This window comes from Streptomyces sp. G45 (genome assembly GCF_049542095.1).
In the GTDB taxonomy this organism is placed as follows: Bacteria; Actinomycetota; Actinomycetes; order Streptomycetales; family Streptomycetaceae; genus Streptomyces.
The window spans coordinates 4122210-4137762 of record NZ_JBMUZU010000001.1; the positions used below are offsets into that span (position 1 = coordinate 4122210).

The 15553-nt window shown below is 73.0% G+C and carries 11 protein-coding genes and 4 pseudogenes; 3 read left to right on the top strand and 12 right to left on the bottom strand.

What is annotated here, in order from left to right; all coding sequences use genetic code 11:
* Window positions 1–29 precede the first annotated feature (29 nt).
* Window positions 30–2554 (bottom strand): annotated as a pseudogene (locus ACOBQU_RS16890) (ATP-dependent Clp protease ATP-binding subunit).
* A 465-nt stretch (window positions 2555–3019) separates the two neighbouring features.
* Between ACOBQU_RS16890 and ACOBQU_RS16895 the strand changes: the two are divergent.
* A pseudogene (locus ACOBQU_RS16895) lies at window positions 3020–3663 on the top strand (SCO3374 family protein).
* Here the strand turns inward: ACOBQU_RS16895 and ACOBQU_RS16900 are convergent.
* The 10 genes and pseudogenes from ACOBQU_RS16900 to ACOBQU_RS16945 form a co-directional block, all read right to left on the bottom strand.
* Entirely contained in the window at window positions 3642–3977 is a 336-nt protein-coding gene (locus ACOBQU_RS16900; protein WP_423627876.1) for a histone-like nucleoid-structuring protein Lsr2, read from the bottom strand. The pseudogene ACOBQU_RS16895 and the gene ACOBQU_RS16900 overlap by 22 nt on opposite strands.
* 225 nt (window positions 3978–4202) lie before the next feature.
* Complete coding sequence (locus ACOBQU_RS16905; RefSeq protein WP_423627878.1) at window positions 4203–4787, bottom strand: amino-acid N-acetyltransferase; 585 nt, start codon at window positions 4785–4787, stop codon at window positions 4203–4205.
* A gap of 9 nt (window positions 4788–4796) precedes the next feature.
* Window positions 4797–5234 (bottom strand): BlaI/MecI/CopY family transcriptional regulator, encoded by a 438-nt coding sequence (locus ACOBQU_RS16910; RefSeq protein WP_423634548.1) that lies wholly within the window; start codon window positions 5232–5234, stop codon window positions 4797–4799.
* A gap of 225 nt (window positions 5235–5459) precedes the next feature.
* On the bottom strand, window positions 5460–5603 hold the full coding sequence (locus ACOBQU_RS16915; protein ID WP_423635029.1) for a hypothetical protein: 144 nt from the start codon (window positions 5601–5603) through the stop codon (window positions 5460–5462).
* A 49-nt stretch (window positions 5604–5652) separates the two neighbouring features.
* Window positions 5653–6279, bottom strand: a complete 627-nt coding sequence (locus ACOBQU_RS16920) for a hypothetical protein (RefSeq protein ID WP_423634550.1) — start codon at window positions 6277–6279, stop codon at window positions 5653–5655.
* Window positions 6280–6993: 714 nt separating this feature from the next.
* A complete protein-coding gene (locus ACOBQU_RS16925; protein WP_423627880.1) occupies window positions 6994–7800 on the bottom strand; it encodes a type III pantothenate kinase in 807 nt (268 codons plus the stop codon).
* A gap of 6 nt (window positions 7801–7806) precedes the next feature.
* Window positions 7807–8733 (bottom strand): carboxylating nicotinate-nucleotide diphosphorylase, encoded by a 927-nt coding sequence (nadC, locus tag ACOBQU_RS16930; RefSeq protein WP_423627882.1) that lies wholly within the window; start codon window positions 8731–8733, stop codon window positions 7807–7809.
* An 85-nt stretch (window positions 8734–8818) separates the two neighbouring features.
* Window positions 8819–10520, bottom strand: a pseudogene (locus ACOBQU_RS16935) (L-aspartate oxidase).
* Window positions 10521–10551: 31 nt separating this feature from the next.
* Window positions 10552–11549: pseudogene (gene panC, locus ACOBQU_RS16940) on the bottom strand (pantoate--beta-alanine ligase).
* On the bottom strand, window positions 11546–12601 hold the full coding sequence (locus ACOBQU_RS16945; protein ID WP_423627885.1) for a Rossmann-like and DUF2520 domain-containing protein: 1056 nt from the start codon (window positions 12599–12601) through the stop codon (window positions 11546–11548). Before ACOBQU_RS16945 ends, panC begins: the two are co-directional and overlap by 4 nt.
* An 81-nt stretch (window positions 12602–12682) precedes the next feature.
* Here ACOBQU_RS16945 and ACOBQU_RS16950 point away from each other — a divergent pair, with 81 nt between their 5' ends.
* Entirely contained in the window at window positions 12683–13921 is a 1239-nt protein-coding gene (locus ACOBQU_RS16950) for a threonine aldolase family protein (RefSeq protein ID WP_423627886.1), read from the top strand.
* Here the strand turns inward: ACOBQU_RS16950 and ACOBQU_RS16955 are convergent.
* Entirely contained in the window at window positions 13881–14117 is a 237-nt protein-coding gene (locus ACOBQU_RS16955) for a hypothetical protein (RefSeq protein WP_423627888.1), read from the bottom strand. The two genes, ACOBQU_RS16950 and ACOBQU_RS16955, sit on opposite strands and share 41 nt — an antisense overlap.
* A gap of 292 nt (window positions 14118–14409) precedes the next feature.
* Here ACOBQU_RS16955 and ACOBQU_RS16960 point away from each other — a divergent pair, with 292 nt between their 5' ends.
* Window positions 14410–15519, top strand: coding sequence for a DUF5937 family protein (locus ACOBQU_RS16960; protein ID WP_423627890.1), 1110 nt, complete (start codon window positions 14410–14412; stop codon window positions 15517–15519).
* Window positions 15520–15553 lie beyond the last annotated feature (34 nt).

Sequence of the window (15553 nt, forward strand, 5' to 3'; positions counted from 1 at the left end):
GGGCAGCCCCAGGCGCGCGCCGCGGCGGGCTACGCCTCCTTGCTCAGGTTGGGACCGGAGCCCCCGGCGGCCGACTCGATCGGCGGCACGTCCGGCAGCGCGGTCTTCTCCTCGCCGCGGAAGGTGAACGTGGCGGCGTCGCCCTCGCCCTCCGTGTCGACGACCACGATGTGGCCCGGACGCAGCTCGCCGAAGAGGATCTTCTCCGACAGCGTGTCCTCGACCTCGCGCTGGATCGTGCGGCGCAGCGGCCGGGCGCCCAGGACGGGGTCGTAGCCCTTCTTGGCGAGGAGCTCCTTGGCGGACTGGGAGAGCTCGATGCCCATGTCCCGGTCCTTCAGGCGCTCGTCCACCTTGCTGATCATCAGGTCGACGATCTGGAGGATGTCGTCCTGGCTCAGCTGCGGGAAGACGACGACGTCGTCCACGCGGTTGAGGAACTCGGGGCGGAAGTGCTGCTTCAGCTCGTCCGAGACCTTGTTCTTCATCCGCTCGTAGTTGGTCTTCGTGTCGCCCTGGGCGGCGAAGCCCAGGTTGAAGCCCTTGGAGATGTCCCGCGTGCCGAGGTTGGTCGTCATGATGATGACCGTGTTCTTGAAGTCCACGACCCGGCCCTGGGAGTCGGTCAGGCGACCGTCCTCCAGGATCTGGAGCAGCGAGTTGAAGATGTCCGGGTGGGCCTTCTCGACCTCGTCGAAGAGGACGACGGAGAACGGCTTGCGGCGCACCTTCTCGGTGAGCTGACCGCCCTCCTCGTACCCCACGTAGCCGGGGGGCGAGCCGAAGAGGCGCGAGACCGTGTGCTTCTCGCTGAACTCCGACATGTCGAGGGAGATCAGCGCGTCCTCGTCGCCGAAGAGGAACTCGGCGAGCGCCTTGGACAGCTCGGTCTTACCGACGCCGGACGGGCCCGCGAAGATGAACGAGCCACCGGGGCGCTTGGGGTCCTTCAGGCCCGCACGCGTGCGCCGGATCGCCTTGGAGAGCGCCTTGACTGCGTCCTTCTGGCCGATGACGCGCTTGTGCAGCTCGTCCTCCATGCGCAGCAGGCGGAGGACTCCTCCTCGGTCAGCTTGAAGACCGGGATGCCCGTGGCCGTGGCGAGGACCTCGGCGATCAGCTCGCCGTCGACCTCGGCGACGACGTCCATGTCACCGGCCTTCCACTCCTTCTCGCGCTTGGCCTTGGCGGCCAGGAGCTGCTTCTCCTTGTCGCGCAGGGAGGCGGCCTTCTCGAAGTCCTGCGAGTCGATCGCGGACTCCTTGTCGCGGCGGACGCCCGCGATCTTCTCGTCGAACTCGCGGAGGTCCGGCGGCGCGGTCATCCGGCGGATGCGCATCCGCGATCCGGCCTCGTCGATCAGGTCGATCGCCTTGTCCGGCAGGAAGCGGTCCGAGATGTACCGGTCGGCCAGGGTGGCGGCCTGGACCAGGGCCTCGTCCGTGATGGAGACGCGGTGGTGCGCCTCGTACCGGTCGCGCAGGCCCTTGAGGATCTCGATGGTGTGCGGAAGCGACGGCTCCGCGACCTGGATGGGCTGGAAGCGGCGCTCCAGGGCCGCGTCCTTCTCCAGGTGCTTGCGGTACTCGTCGAGCGTGGTGGCGCCGATGGTCTGGAGCTCGCCGCGGGCCAGCATCGGCTTGAGGATGCTCGCCGCGTCGATGGCGCCCTCGGCGGCACCCGCACCCACGAGCGTGTGCAGCTCGTCGATGAACAGGATGATGTCGCCGCGGGTGCGGATCTCCTTGAGGACCTTCTTCAGGCGCTCTTCGAAGTCACCCCGGTAGCGCGAACCGGCGACGAGGGCGCCGAGGTCGAGCGTGTAGAGGTGCTTGTCCTTCAGGGTCTCGGGGACCTCGCCCTTGACGATGGCCTGGGCCAGGCCCTCGACGACGGCGGTCTTGCCGACGCCGGGCTCACCGATGAGGACGGGGTTGTTCTTCGTACGGCGGGACAGCACCTGCATGACCCGCTCGATCTCCTTCTCGCGCCCGATGACCGGGTCGAGCTTGGACTCGCGGGCGGCCTGGGTGAGGTTCCGGCCGAACTGGTCGAGGACCAGGGACGTGGAGGGCGTGCCCTCGGCAGGACCGCCCGCGGTGGCGGTCTCCTTGCCCTGGTAGCCCGACAGCAGCTGGATGACCTGCTGGCGGACGCGGTTGAGATCGGCGCCCAGCTTCACCAGGACCTGGGCGGCGACGCCCTCGCCCTCGCGGATCAGGCCGAGCAGGATGTGCTCCGTGCCGATGTAGTTGTGGCCCAGCTGAAGGGCCTCGCGGAGCGACAGCTCCAGGACCTTCTTGGCACGGGGGGTGAAGGGGATGTGGCCGGAGGGGGCCTGCTGGCCCTGGCCGATGATCTCCTCCACCTGCTGGCGGACCGCCTCAAGCGAAATGCCGAGGCTCTCCAGGGCCTTTGCGGCGACACCTTCGCCCTCGTGGATCAGGCCCAGGAGGATGTGCTCGGTGCCGATGTAGTTGTGGTTGAGCATCCGGGCTTCTTCCTGAGCCAGGACGACAACCCGCCGCGCGCGGTCGGTGAACCTCTCGAACATCGTTAATCGCTCCTCAGAGCGGTCAGGCAGTAAGGGGTCGGTCCCCTCCCTGTCCTTCCGCAGCTTAGTCCCGCAAGCGGGGACCGCTCATTCCAACTGCCGACACCCGTCCGGATCACCCTCACTACGGTAGGGAACGCTTCCTGACTCATACGCCGACACATGCTCCAACCCGATGGTGCGAGACGATGTTCCCGCAGGCCAGGCAGTTACCCTCACCGTTAGTACGCCGTTGGCGAACGTGAGCCACCTGAACGCCGCGTGTCGCCCCTCCCCACTAGGGATGTCTTACCCGTATGCACGGACACTCCATGCGGCGCACACCGGTTCCCTCCGCTACGGGCGAACAACCTTGCGCCGTGGAGTACGCCCACACGCCCCCGCCATGACCACCGTACGCATCCGAAGCGCCACCCAGCGTGACGCGGGGCGTAACCCCGGTCCTCCCGGGACGGTTGCTCTGGCATGGCCCTCACCGTTCCTCACCCCAGGCCGCCGGCCGATCAGCGCGAGCGTGCCAGCGCGTGGCAGTGGGAGCCGGTGCGGCGGTGGTACGAGCACGACCTCGGGTGGCCCGTGGCGCCCGGCCCCGGTGTCCGGCTGGTCACGGGGGTGCGCTTCGACGTCCTCGAACTCCCGGCCGAGGCGGGCTTCGCCGCGCTGCGGCACCTGGGCCCGAAGGCTCCGGTGGCGCTGCGGGGCGAGACGATGCGGCTGCTGGTGGCCGCGGGCAGCGCGGACGAGCTGCCGGGGCTGCTCGACTGGCTGGAGTGGGGGGACATCCCCCTGGGTCTCACGGCGCTCGGCGCGGGCGGTCTGATGGACGCGCCGACGCCACCGGGGGTGCCAGGGGTGCCGGGGTCACGGGGAGCCGCCGTCTGGCTGCGACCCCCGAGCCCGGGTGTGAGGTGGAGGGGACGCTGCCCTCCCTCACGGCCCTGCCGTCCCTCGCGCCACGGGCCGCGCTCGCGACGGACGGCAGCGGAACCGACCCCCATTCCGGCTCCGCCGCGGGCAGTGATCTCGTACGGCTCGTGAGCACGGCGGCGACGCAGTGCCACCGGGCCCGCCTGCGGCGCGCGAGCCGTCAGCCGTTGGCCTTCTCGTAGGCCTCGCGGATCGAGGCGGGGACGCGGCCGCGGTCGTTGACCTCGAAGCCGTTGTCCTTCGCCCACGCGCGGATCTGCGCGGTGTCCTGGCTGCCGCTCGACGCGGCGGAGCGCCCCTTGCCACGCCCGCTGGAACGGCCTCCGGTCCGACGGCCGCCCTTCAGGTACGGCTCGAGGAGACCGCGGAGCTTGTCGGCGTTGGCGGTGGTGAGATCGATCTCGTAGCTCTTGCCGTCGAGGGCGAACGTCACGGTCTCGTCCGCCTCGCCGCCGTCGAGGTCATCGACAAGAAGGACCTGAACCTTCTGTGCCACCGGATTTCCTTTCATCGATAACTTCAGGGCCGGACCATGCGGCGTGGGCCGCCGAATCGCCGCCCCCTGTTATATGCAGCACTGCAGTACGTCGGAAAGCAAACCGCTTTTCTTGGAAAAACACAAACCCCTGGGAGAGACCGGCTCGACGAGATCCCGGGAAACATGCGCGTTTCGGACATAGGGAACCGGGGCATGTGACTGCCCGGAATACTCCCGTCACGATCACAGATGCAGAAGCATCCGGGTGTTGCCCAAGGTGTTCGGTTTCACTCGTTCGAGGCCGAGGAACTCGGCGACGCCCTCGTCATAGGAACGCAGCAGCTCGGTGTAGACATCGGTGTCGACCGTATCGGCGGGCGTCTCGCCGATCTCCACGAAGCCGTGCTTGGCGAAGAAGTCGACTTCGAAGGTGAGGCAGAAAACCCGCCGCACCCCGAGCCAGCGGGCCGTCCCGAGCAACTTACCGAGCAACTGATGGCCCACGCCCGCGCCCTTGACCTGAGGATTCACCGCCAGCGTGCGCACTTCGGCGAGGTCTTCCCACATCACGTGCAGCGCCCCGCAGCCCACGACCTCGGCGTTGTCGTCGCGTTCCGCGACCCAGAACTCCTGGATGTCCTCGTAAAGCGTGACGGTCGCTTTGTCGAGCAGGATGCCCCGGCGGACGTACGCGTCGAGCAGGGCGCGCACTGCCGGGACATCCGCGGTACGGGCCCTGCGTACCGACACCGCATTTGCCGCCAGGAGGCGGGGCGCGGGGAGTTCGGGGCGTTCGGCGGGCGGGAGTTCGTCGGGCTGTGCTGGCATGAGCGGACGCTATCGCCCGGCGGGGCCGTCCTGGGCGTCGGGGTTCTCCGGGGCCCGGCCGGTGTTCTCGGCGGCCCGATCGGCCCGGTCCGGGTTCTCCGGAGCGGGCGGGGCCGGGATCTCGTGGGCTTCCACCATGCGTACGGCGTCGCTGAGGGCTTCCCGCTGCTGCGGCGACATCATCCCGAAGAAGGCGACGAGAGCGGCCGCCGGGTTGTCGCTCTGCGACCAGGCTTCGTTCATCAGTGCGGCCGCGTAGGCGGCGCGGGTGGAGACCGCCTCATATCGATAGGCGCGGCCTTCCGCTTCGCGGCGTACCCAGCCCTTCTGATGGAGATTGTCCAAAACGGTCATGACCGTGGTGTACGCGATGGACCGTTCCTGCTGTAGGTCTTCCAGGACTTCTCGAACGGTCACGGGGCGGTTCCACTTCCACACCCGTGTCATCACTGCGTCTTCGAGTTCTCCCAAGGGGCGAGGCACACCAGAACAATAGTGGGCGAGAGCCACGATCTCGCGATGGACGTGGCATAGCGGTCATTTATGTGCAAAAAGGGCGTACGACGCGAAAGCGCGTCGTACGCCGGGGGTGGGCGGCTGGGGCCGCTGACCTGCGGGACGGGCCCGTGTGACCTGCGGGGCGGGCCCGTGGCCTCGGTCTGGCGTCGCTGGTCAGGCGTCGCCGGTCTTGGGGGTCTGCCGGACGGACTCGGCGCGGGCGATGGCCGCGTCGACGGCGGCGTCCTCCTTCGCCTTGTTGGCGCCGCCCTGGGTCTTGACGATCGTCACGATGAGACCGACGAAGAACACGGCCATCACTACGGGGGCAGGAGCGCGGAGACGTAGTCCATGCCCCCCAGCGTAGCTAGCCCGCGGCGAGGCGCCGCGACGGGGAGGAGGGCGGCGCGGTGGGCGGGGCGGGCGGCGCGGCGGGCGGCGCCGGGCGCTTGGGCGGGAACACCTCGGCGGGCGTGGGGACGGGGCGGGGGCGCTCCCGGGGTGGGGCGGGGGTGGCGGGGGCCGGTTTCTTCGGGTCCTTGGCCGCGGCCTGGTGCGCGGCTAGTCCTCCGGGGAGGGCGAGCAGCCGGGTGCGGGACGGGGGCACGGCCGTGGCCGCGGCGAGGCGGGTGCGGACGTCCTGTTCGGCGAGACGGCGGCAGCGGTCGAGCAGGGCCGCGGCGCGCGGGTTGCCGCGCAGGGCGCGGAGCGCGGCGAGGTCGTCGGGGGTGGGCCGGTAGCCGGTGGCGAGCACGTCGTCGAGCAGGGCCAGGTAGCCGGTGACCGTGCCCGGCAGCGCCGCCCGGTAGCGGGCGAGGTCCGCCACCAGGAAGGCGCGCAGCCGGGCGCCCTCGCGCGCCACCTCGTCGATGTCGTCGGCGAGGCGGACGCACTCCTGGACGGTCTGGTCGTCGAGGTCACGGACGGCACTGGGATGCAGGGCCTGGGCCAGCGCGCGACGCAGCACGCGCAGCTCCTGGGCACCGAAGGCCATTCCGCCGCGGGATCCGTAGGGCGTGGGCATGGGGCGACGATACGCTCAAACGGGACAAAATCCGCTTATTTGGGGGGCGGGGCGGCGTCCCGACAATCAAGCCCGTCCGGCGTTTGAGGACGAGCCGCGGAGCGGCAATGAGGGCGGGGTGCCAGGGGCGGCAGCCCCTGGTTTCGGTGAAGGGGCGGGTCTGGGGCGCCCCGCGAGGGCAGACCCCCCGGCGTCAGTCCGGTCGGCGCCGGGTCGTAGCGAAGGCCACGGCCCCCACGCCGAGCGCCGCCGCACCCCCCGCCGCAAGCCACGGCAGTACCCCCGCCCCCGTGTCAGCCATGCGATCACCCGGCGCGGGGTCACCCGAGGGCGCGGGGGTCACCTCCGGCTCGGCGCCACCGGGGGCGGCGCCGCCGCCCCCCGCGGCATCCCGCACCACCACCCCGTCGCCCACCGAGGAGCCGACCGCCCCCGAGGAAGCGACCGCCACCGGGGCCGCGAGGCCCGCCAGCGGTGCCGCCACGAGGGCCGCCGTAGCGACCCGTCTCCCCCAACGCCCCCTGCGTCCCATCCGCCCCACGCTCATCCGACACCCGCGCCCACACCCGTGTCCGAACCAGTCGTCGGACACCCAATCAGATCCCCTCCCGGCAAAGACTCCTGGGGGGCGCCCAGGGTTGTCTCGCCGCTCCGAAGGCGCGGGGCAGGCGGGTTGACGGGGTGTCAGCCGCGGGAGACGTTGCGCTCGTACACCAGGCGGAGGCCGATCAGGGTCAGCCACGGCTCGTGCTCGTCGATGACCGAGGCCTCGCCCAGCACCATGGGGGCGAGGCCCCCCGTGGCGATGACCGTGACGTCGCGCGGATCGCCCTGCGGGCCCACGAGTTCGCGCGCCATGCGGCGTACGACGCCGTCGACCTGGCCCGCGAAGCCGTACAGGATGCCCGACTGCATGGCCTCCACGGTGTTCTTGCCGATGACGCTGCGCGGGCGGGCCAGCTCGATCTTGCGGAGCTGCGCGCCGCGCACGCCGAGGGCCTCTACGGAGATCTCGATGCCGGGGGCGATCACGCCGCCCGTGTACTCCCCGCGCGCGGAGACCGCGTCGAACGTCGTCGCCGTACCGAAGTCCACGACGATCGCCGGGCCTCCGTAGAGCTCGACCGCCGCGACGGCGTTGATGATGCGGTCGGCGCCCACCTCCTTGGGGTTGTCCATGAGGATGGGGACGCCGGTCTTGATGCCGGGCTCCACGAGGACGGCGGGCACGTCTCCGTAGTAGCGGCGGGTGACCTCGCGCAGCTCGTGCAGGACCGAGGGGACCGTGGAGCAGATGGCGATGCCGTCGATGCCGTCGCCCAGCTCCTCGCCGAGCAGCGGGTGCATGCCCATCAGGCCGTTGAGGAGCACGGCCAGCTCGTCGGCGGTGCGGCGCGCGTCGGTGGAGATGCGCCAGTGCTCGACGATGTCCTCACCGTCGAAGAGCCCGAGGACGGTGTGGGTGTTGCCCACGTCGATGGTCAGCAGCATGGCGGGTCACTCCGCCTCGCGCGCGGGGGCCTCGGCGGCCTCCCTGAGGTCCAGGCCGATGTCCAGGATCGGCGAGGAGTGCGTCAGGGCGCCCACCGCGAGGAAGTCGACGCCCGTCTTGGCGTACGCCGCCGCGTTCTCCAGGGTGAGGCGGCCGGAGGACTCCAGGAGGGCGCGGCCGTCGACGAGCGCCACGGCCTCCTCGGTCTCCAGGGGCGTGAAGTTGTCCAGGAGGATCAGGTCGGCGCCCGCGTCCAGGACCTCGCGGAGCTGGTGCAGGGTGTCGACCTCGACCTCGATGGGCACGTCGGGGAACCGGTCGCGCACGGCCTGGAAGGCCCGCGCCACGCCGCCCGCGGCGACCACGTGGTTGTCCTTGACCAGGGCGGCGTCCGCGAGCGACATGCGGTGGTTGACGCCGCCGCCCATGCGGACCGCGTACTTCTCCAGGGAGCGCAGGCCCGGCGTGGTCTTGCGGGTGTCGCGGACCTTCGCCTTGGTGCCCTCCAGGGCGTCCGCCCAGGCGCGCGTGGCGGTGGCGATGCCGGACAGGCGGCACAGGATGTTCAGCGCGCTGCGCTCGGCGGTGAGCAGGTCGCGGGTGCGGGCGGTGATGCTCAGCAGGACGTCCCCGGCCTCGACGCGGTCGCCGTCCTCGGCGTGCCGCTCCACCTCGAACTCGTCGGCGCACACTACGGAGACGACGGCCTCGGCGACGCGCAGGCCCGCGACGGTGCCCGCCTGGCGGGCGGTGAAGTCGGCGGTGGCGACGGCGTCCTCGGGGATCGTGGCGACCGTCGTGACGTCCACGGCGTCCGGGGAGAACTCCAGGTCCTCGGCGATCGCCAGGTGCGCGATGTCCTCGACCTGGACGGGGTCGAGCCCGGCGTCGGCCAGGATCCGCGCGAGCGCCGGGTCGAGGCCGCACTCCACGGCGTCGTGGGCCGGGTCGCCGCCGCAGCCGCAGGCGTCGCCGCAACCGCTGTCGGCGAGGGGGAGATCGGGGTGCTCACGTCGGTCACTGCTCCTGGGTGCTGGGAAAGCGTGCGTTGTCGGTGGTGCGGGTCACGAGGGTCCGGTCCGGAGCGAGGCGTACGACGATGTGGCGCCCCCACGCCTCGTCGTCGCGGTCCGCGTGGTCCTCGCGCCAGTGGCAGCCACGAGTCTCCTCGCGCCGCCGCGCCGCCGCCACCAGGACGCGGGCCACGCACAGGAGGTTGGTGGCCTCCCAGGACTCCACGCCCGGCTCGGCGGTCTTGCCGTCCTCGGCGAGCGCGCCCGCCGCGTCCGCGTGGACGCGGGCGAGCCGGTCCGCGGCCTCGGCGAGCGAGGCCTCGGAGCGAAGCACTCCGGCGCCCTCGGTCATGATCCGCTGGATGGCGAACCGGGCCTCCGGGGGAGCAGCGGGTGGGACGGCTGCTCCGGGGCGGCCACGGGGGCCGGTACGCGCGCGTGGAGGGTGCCGTCGGCGTGCCGGGCGGCGATGTCGGCGGCGATGCGCTCGGCGTAGACCAGGCCCTCCAGGAGGGAGTTGGAGGCGAGCCGGTTCGCCCCGTGCACGCCCGTGCAGGCGACCTCGCCGCACGCGTACAGGCCCGCGACCGTGGTGCGGCCGTGCGCGTCCGTGCGGACTCCCCCGGAGGCGTAGTGCGCCGCCGGGGCCACCGGGATGGGCTCGGTGACGGGGTCGATGCCGTGGGCGCGGCAGGCGGCGAGGATCGTCGGGAAGCGCGTGGCCCACATGTCGGCGCCGAAGTGGCGGGCGTCCAGGTACATGTGCTCGGCGCCCTGCTCCAGCATGCGGCGCAGGATGCCCTTGGCGACGATGTCGCGCGGGGCCAGCTCGGCCAGCTCGTGGGCGCCCACCATGAAGCGCACGCCGTCCGCGTCCACCAGGTGCGCGCCCTCGCCGCGCACGGCTTCGGAGACCAGCGGCTGCTGCCCCTCCGCGTCGGGGCCCAGGAAGAGCACGGTCGGGTGGAACTGCACGAACTCCAGGTCGGAGACCTCCGCGCCCGCGCGCAGGGCGAGCGCGACGCCGTCGCCCGTGGACACCGAGGGGTTCGTCGTCGCCGCGAAGACCTGGCCCATGCCGCCGGTGGCGAGCACCACGGCGGGCGCGTGGACGGCGCCCACGCCGTCGTGCTGGCCCTCGCCCATGACGTGCAGGGTGACGCCCGCCGTGCGCCCGTCGGCGTCCGTCAGGAGGTCAAGGACCAGGGCGTTCTCCACGGTCGGCACGCCCTGGGCGCGGACCGCCTCGACCAGGGCGCGGGAGATCTCCGCGCCGGTCGCGTCGCCGCCCGCGTGCGCGATGCGGCGGCGGTGGTGGCCGCCCTCGCGGGTGAGGGCGAGGCCCCCGGCGGCGGACTCGTCGAAGCGGGCGCCGGTCGCGATCAGGCGGCGTACGGCGTCGGGGCCCTCGGTGACGAGAGTGCGCACCGCCTCCTCGTCGCACAGGCCCGCGCCCGCCACCAGGGTGTCGTCCAGGTGCTGCTGAGGGGTGTCGCCGTCGCCGAGGGCGGCCGCTATGCCGCCCTGCGCCCAGCGCGTGGAGCCGTCGTCCAGGCGGGCCTTGGTGACGACGACGGTCTTCAGGCCCGCCGCCGAGCAGCGCAGGGCCGCGGTCAGTCCGGCCACTCCGGAGCCGACGACCACGACGTCCGCGTCGAGGGCCCAGCCGGGCGCGGGGCGTGCAGCCGTATGCCGGTGGGGGTCATGCGAAGGCTCCGTTCGCGGTCGGGCGGGCCTTCACGCGGTCGCTCCGAAGGTCAGCGGGATGTTGTCGATGAGGCGGGTGGTGCCGACCTTGGCGGCGACGGCGAGGATCGCCTCGCCGCGGTGGCCGGGGCCGATCTCCTGGAAGTCGGCGGGGTCGACGAGCGCCACGTAGTCGAGGACCAGCGGGGGCGCAGCCGGGCCGCCTCGTCGAGGACCTGGCGGGCGGCGGCGCGCACGGCGTCGGGCCCGGCGGGCGCCGCCTGGGCGACGGCGTGCGCGTCGGCGGCGGCGCGGGACTCCCCCAGGGCGTTCAGCGCGTCCGCGCGCGCGTGGGTGGCGGGGGCGAGGGCGGCCCGGGCGCGCAGGGCCTCCTGGGCGGCGTGCCGGTCGCGGCCCGCGAACAGGGCGTGGGACAGGGCGAGGGCGGTGCGGCGCTCCTCGGGGGACAGATAGCGGTTGCGGCTGGAGCGGGCCAGGCCGTCCTCCTCGCGGACCGTGGGCACGCCGACGATCTCCACGGGGAAGTTCAGGTCCCGCACCATGCGGCGGATCACGGCGAGCTGCTGGGCGTCCTTCTGGCCGAACAGGGCCACGTCGGGCGCCGTCAGGTGCAGCAGCTTGGCGACGACGGTGAGGACGCCGTCGAAGTGGCCGGGGCGGGTGGCGCCTTCCAGGACCCGGCCCATGGGCCCGGCGGTGACCCGCACCTGGGGCTCGCCGCCCGGGTAGACCTCCTCTACGGAGGGGGCGAACACGACGTCCGCGCCCGCCTGCTCGGCGGTCTTGAGGTCCGCCTCCAGGGTGCGCGGGTAGCGCTCCAGGTCCTCGCCCGCGCCGAACTGGAGGGGGTTCACGAAGACCGTGACGACGACCTCGCCGTCCGGGCCCGCTGTCTGGCGCGCGGTGCGGATCAGCGTGGCGTGGCCCTCGTGCAGGGCGCCCATGGTCATGACCACGGCACGGCGGCCGGTCCGCGTACGGGCGCGCAGCTCGGCGGCCGTGTGCAGCAGGGTCGTCGGGCCGGTCATCGCTCTCCTCCGTCAGGGGTGTCGCCGTGGCCGCCAGGGGTGTCGCCGTGGCCGCCGCCGGTGCCCGGGGTGCCGGTGCCGGGCACGGCGCCCGCGAGGACGCCGAGCAGGTCCTCGGCGAGCTCCGGCTTGAGCAGGCCGTGGGCGAGCGCGCGGTCGGCGGTGGCGCGGGCCATCGCCAGGTATCCGGCGACGGTGCCCGGGGCGTGCTTGCGCAGCTCGGCGACGTGCGCCGCGACCGTGCCCGCGTCGCCGCGCGCGACGGGGCCGGTGAGGGCGGCGTCTCCGGAGCGCAGGGCGTTGTCCAGGGCCGCGCCGAGGAGCGGGCCGAGCATGCGGTCCGGGGCGGCGACGCCTGCCTCCCGGAGCAGCTCCATGGCCTCGGCGACCAGCGTGACCAGGTGGTTCGCGCCGAGTGCGAGCGCCGCGTGGTAGAGCGGGCGGGACTCTTCGGCGATCCACTCGGGTTCGCCGCCCATCTCGATGACCAGCGCCTCCGCGGCGAGCCGCAGCTCGTCGGGGGCGGTCACTCCGAAGGAGCACCCGGCGAGCCGCTGGACGTCGACGGGGGTGCCGGTGAACGTCATGGCCGGGTGCAGCGCGAGCGGCAGCGCACCGGCGCGCAGCGCGGGGTCGAGGACCTTGGTGCTGTACCGCCCGGAGGTGTGCACCAGGAGCTGGCCGGGGCGCACGGCGCCGGTCTCGGCGAGCCCTTCGACGAGGCCGGGCAGCGCGTCGTCCGGCACCGTGAGCAGGACCAGGTCGGCGCGGGCCAGGACGTCGGCGGGCGGCACGAGCGGCACGTCGGGCAGCATCGCGGCGGCGCGCCGCACGGAGCTGTCGGAGACCCCGGACACGGCGACGGGGCGGTGCCCGGCGAGCTGCAGCGCGGCCGCCAGCGCGGGGCCGACGCGGCCCGCGCCGACGACGCCGACGGCGAGGCGGGCGGGGCGGTCCCTGGGGTCTGAGTGCTGCTCCGGCCGGTGAGGTGCGTTCACGCGATGACGCCTTCCGTTCCAGTCCGCTCGGGGTACCGGACGATTTCTCGTCATGCTAACGCTATCGGTGGGCGCCGCGCCGTCGGCTGTCCACAGGCTGTGGGCATTCGTACGACCGCGCGCGATGATCTGTGGATGACCGCACACGACGCGCCGCACGGGGTGCCGGAAGAGACGCCACACGACAGGCCACACGCCGGGCCGGGCGACGGGCCACACGACGGGCCGGACCACGGGCCGGACCACGGGCCGGACGACGACCGGGCGCGGCGGATCGCGGCCGCCCGGGGCGCCCGGAAGCTGCTGTCGCGGCCCCCGGCCACCGTCTCGCTCGGCGAGCGCCTGGCGGGCCTCACCGAAGGGGCCGCCGCCGTGGCGGACCTGGACCAGCCGGTCGACCTGTACGGGGACGGGGTCGTCGCCGACCTGGAGGACGAGGTGGCGCGGCTGCTGGGCAAGGAGGCCGCCGTGTTCTTCCCGACGGGCACCCAGGCCCAGCAGGCGGCCCTGCGCTCCTGGGCGGGCCGCACCGGCAACGCGACGGTGGCGCTGCACCCGAGCGCCCACCCGGAGGTCCACGAGCGCGGCGCCCTCTCCGTAGTGAGCGGCCTGCGCACGGTGCACCCCACGGACGCGCCGCGCTCCCCCACGGCCGACGACGTACGCGACTTCGAAGAGCCCTTCGGGACGCTGATGCTCGAACTGCCGCTCAGGGAGCCCGGTTTTGTCCTGCCCTCCTGGGAGGAGCTCCAGGACGTCGTGGCGGCGGCGCGCGAGCGGGACGCCGTCGTGCACTTCGACGGGGCGCGCCTGTGGGAGTGCACGCCCCACTTCGGCCGTCCCCTGGACGAGATCGCGGCGCTCGCGGACAGCGTCTACGTGTCGTTCTACAAGTCCCTCGAAGGCCTCGCCGGGGCCGCGCTCGCCGGTCCCGGCACCCTCGTCGACGAGGCGCGCGCCTGGCGGCACCGCTACGGGGGCCTGGGCTTCCAGCAGTTCCCCACGGCTCTGGCCGCGCTGCTCGGCCTGCGGCGGGTGCTGCCGCGGCTGCCCGCGTACGTCGCCCACGCGCGCGTGGTGGCGGACGCGCTGCGCGAGGCGCTGGCGTCGAGCCCGGTGCCCTGGTCGCGCGTGCACCCCGACCCGCCGCACACCCACCAGTTCCAGGTGTGGCTGCCGTACGGGGCCGACGCCCTGAACGAGGCGGCGCTGGCCCAGGCCGAGGAGACCGGGACCCTGCTCTTCTGGCGCTGGTTCGCTGACGGGCCGCCGGGTCTGTCCGTCACCGAGGTCACGGTCAACGAGCCGGGCCTGGCGTGGACGGCGGACGACGTCAGGGAAGCGGTCGCGGAGTTCGTACGCCGCCTCCCCTGACGGCGCCCGCGAACCGCCGCAGGGCGGCCCGCACCCGCCCGCGCGCGGGCCGCTCCCGCACCACGGCGGCGAAGCGCCCGTAGTCGCGCACCTCGCGCACGGCCTGCCAGTCGTCGGCCCCCGGGGCGGGCGGCGTCGGGTCACCGTGCTGGGCGGCGCGGTAGGTGTCGAGAAGGTACTGCTGGGTGACGCTCATGACGTACGACCTTTCACGTAAAAGCTGACATATCAGGCGCACGCAAGCCCGTCCGGCGCTTGGGGACGAGCCGCGAAGCGGCAACAGAGGGGAAAGGGGCGAAGCCCCATAGAGGCGGCGCCCCGACGGGGGCGGCACCCCACGCGGGGAGGGCGGCGGCATCGGCGCCCCGTGCCGACGGGAGGTCGGCGGTGACTCCACCCTGCACAAGGCCCAGGGGCCAGGTCCCGTCGATTGACGGCAGTCGTCAATCGACGACGGCGTTGTCAGTGCCCGGGTGCACCATGGGGTCATGAGCGTGAGCATCGACATCACCGGCCTGACGCCGGAGCGGGTCCATGTCGTGCCCTCGCCCCTCGCCGAGCTGGGCATGGCGCTGCACGCGCTGTCCGAGCCCGGTCACCACCCGGGGCTTCAGGGCTGGGCGTCGGCCGTCTCCGCGCGCCTCGACCCCAGCCTCGCGGACCGCCTGTGCGAGGCGGACTTCCTGTGGCGGACGACGTTCTCCGACGTCTTCGCGCCGTTCGCCGGGATCCCCGGCAAGAGCGCCCTCCCCGGAGCGACGCTCACCGAGGAGCTGGACCTGCTGGACAAGCTGACGGACGAGCAGTTCGTGGACGCCGCCCTGGAGTTCACCTGCCAGCTCGCCTACGACCGGAACCGCGTGACGGACCCGTTGAACGACCCGGTGACGCGCCGCCACGCCCTGGACCTGGCCGCCGCCCGCGGCGAGCACCAAGTGCGGTTCACCCAGCGCCTCCTGAGCGACCCGCCCGCCGTGCGCGCCTGGTTCCGGCAGCTGATGCAGGACTGCGACGAGGCGTTCTTCGCGGACACCTGGTGCCGCCTGAGCCACCAGCTCGCCGCGGACGCGCGGCACAAGACCGAGCTGCTGCGCCGCAAGGGCCTCCGCGAGGCGCTGAGCGCGATGTCCCGCGCGGTGACGCTCGACGAGGAAGCCCGCCGCATCACGGTCGACAAGATGGCCTCGGGCCACACCAGGACGGGCGACGGCGGCCTGGTGCTCGTCCCCACCAGCCTCGGCTGGCCCCACCTGATGGTCCTGCACCGGTACGGCTGGCAGTCCTCCATCACGTACCCGATCACGTCCCCGGGGCTCACCGAGCCCGCCTCCGTGGAGCAGCTCACCCGCCGCATGGCCGCGCTCTCCCACCCGGTGCGCATGCGCCTGTGCCGCCACCTGGCCCGCGGGTCGTACACCACGGGCGAGTTGGCCGACGCGCACGGCATGACGGCCCCGGAGATATCCCGGCACCTGAGCGTCCTGAAGAAGGCCGAGCTGATCACCACCCGCCGCCGCGGGCGCTATGTGCAGCACCAGCTGGACCTGGGCGTGGTCTCCCGCCTCGGCAGCGAGTTCATCGAGGGGGTGCTCCGCTAGGCTCCCCGGACCGTCCTGGGCTCCGTCGGCCCCG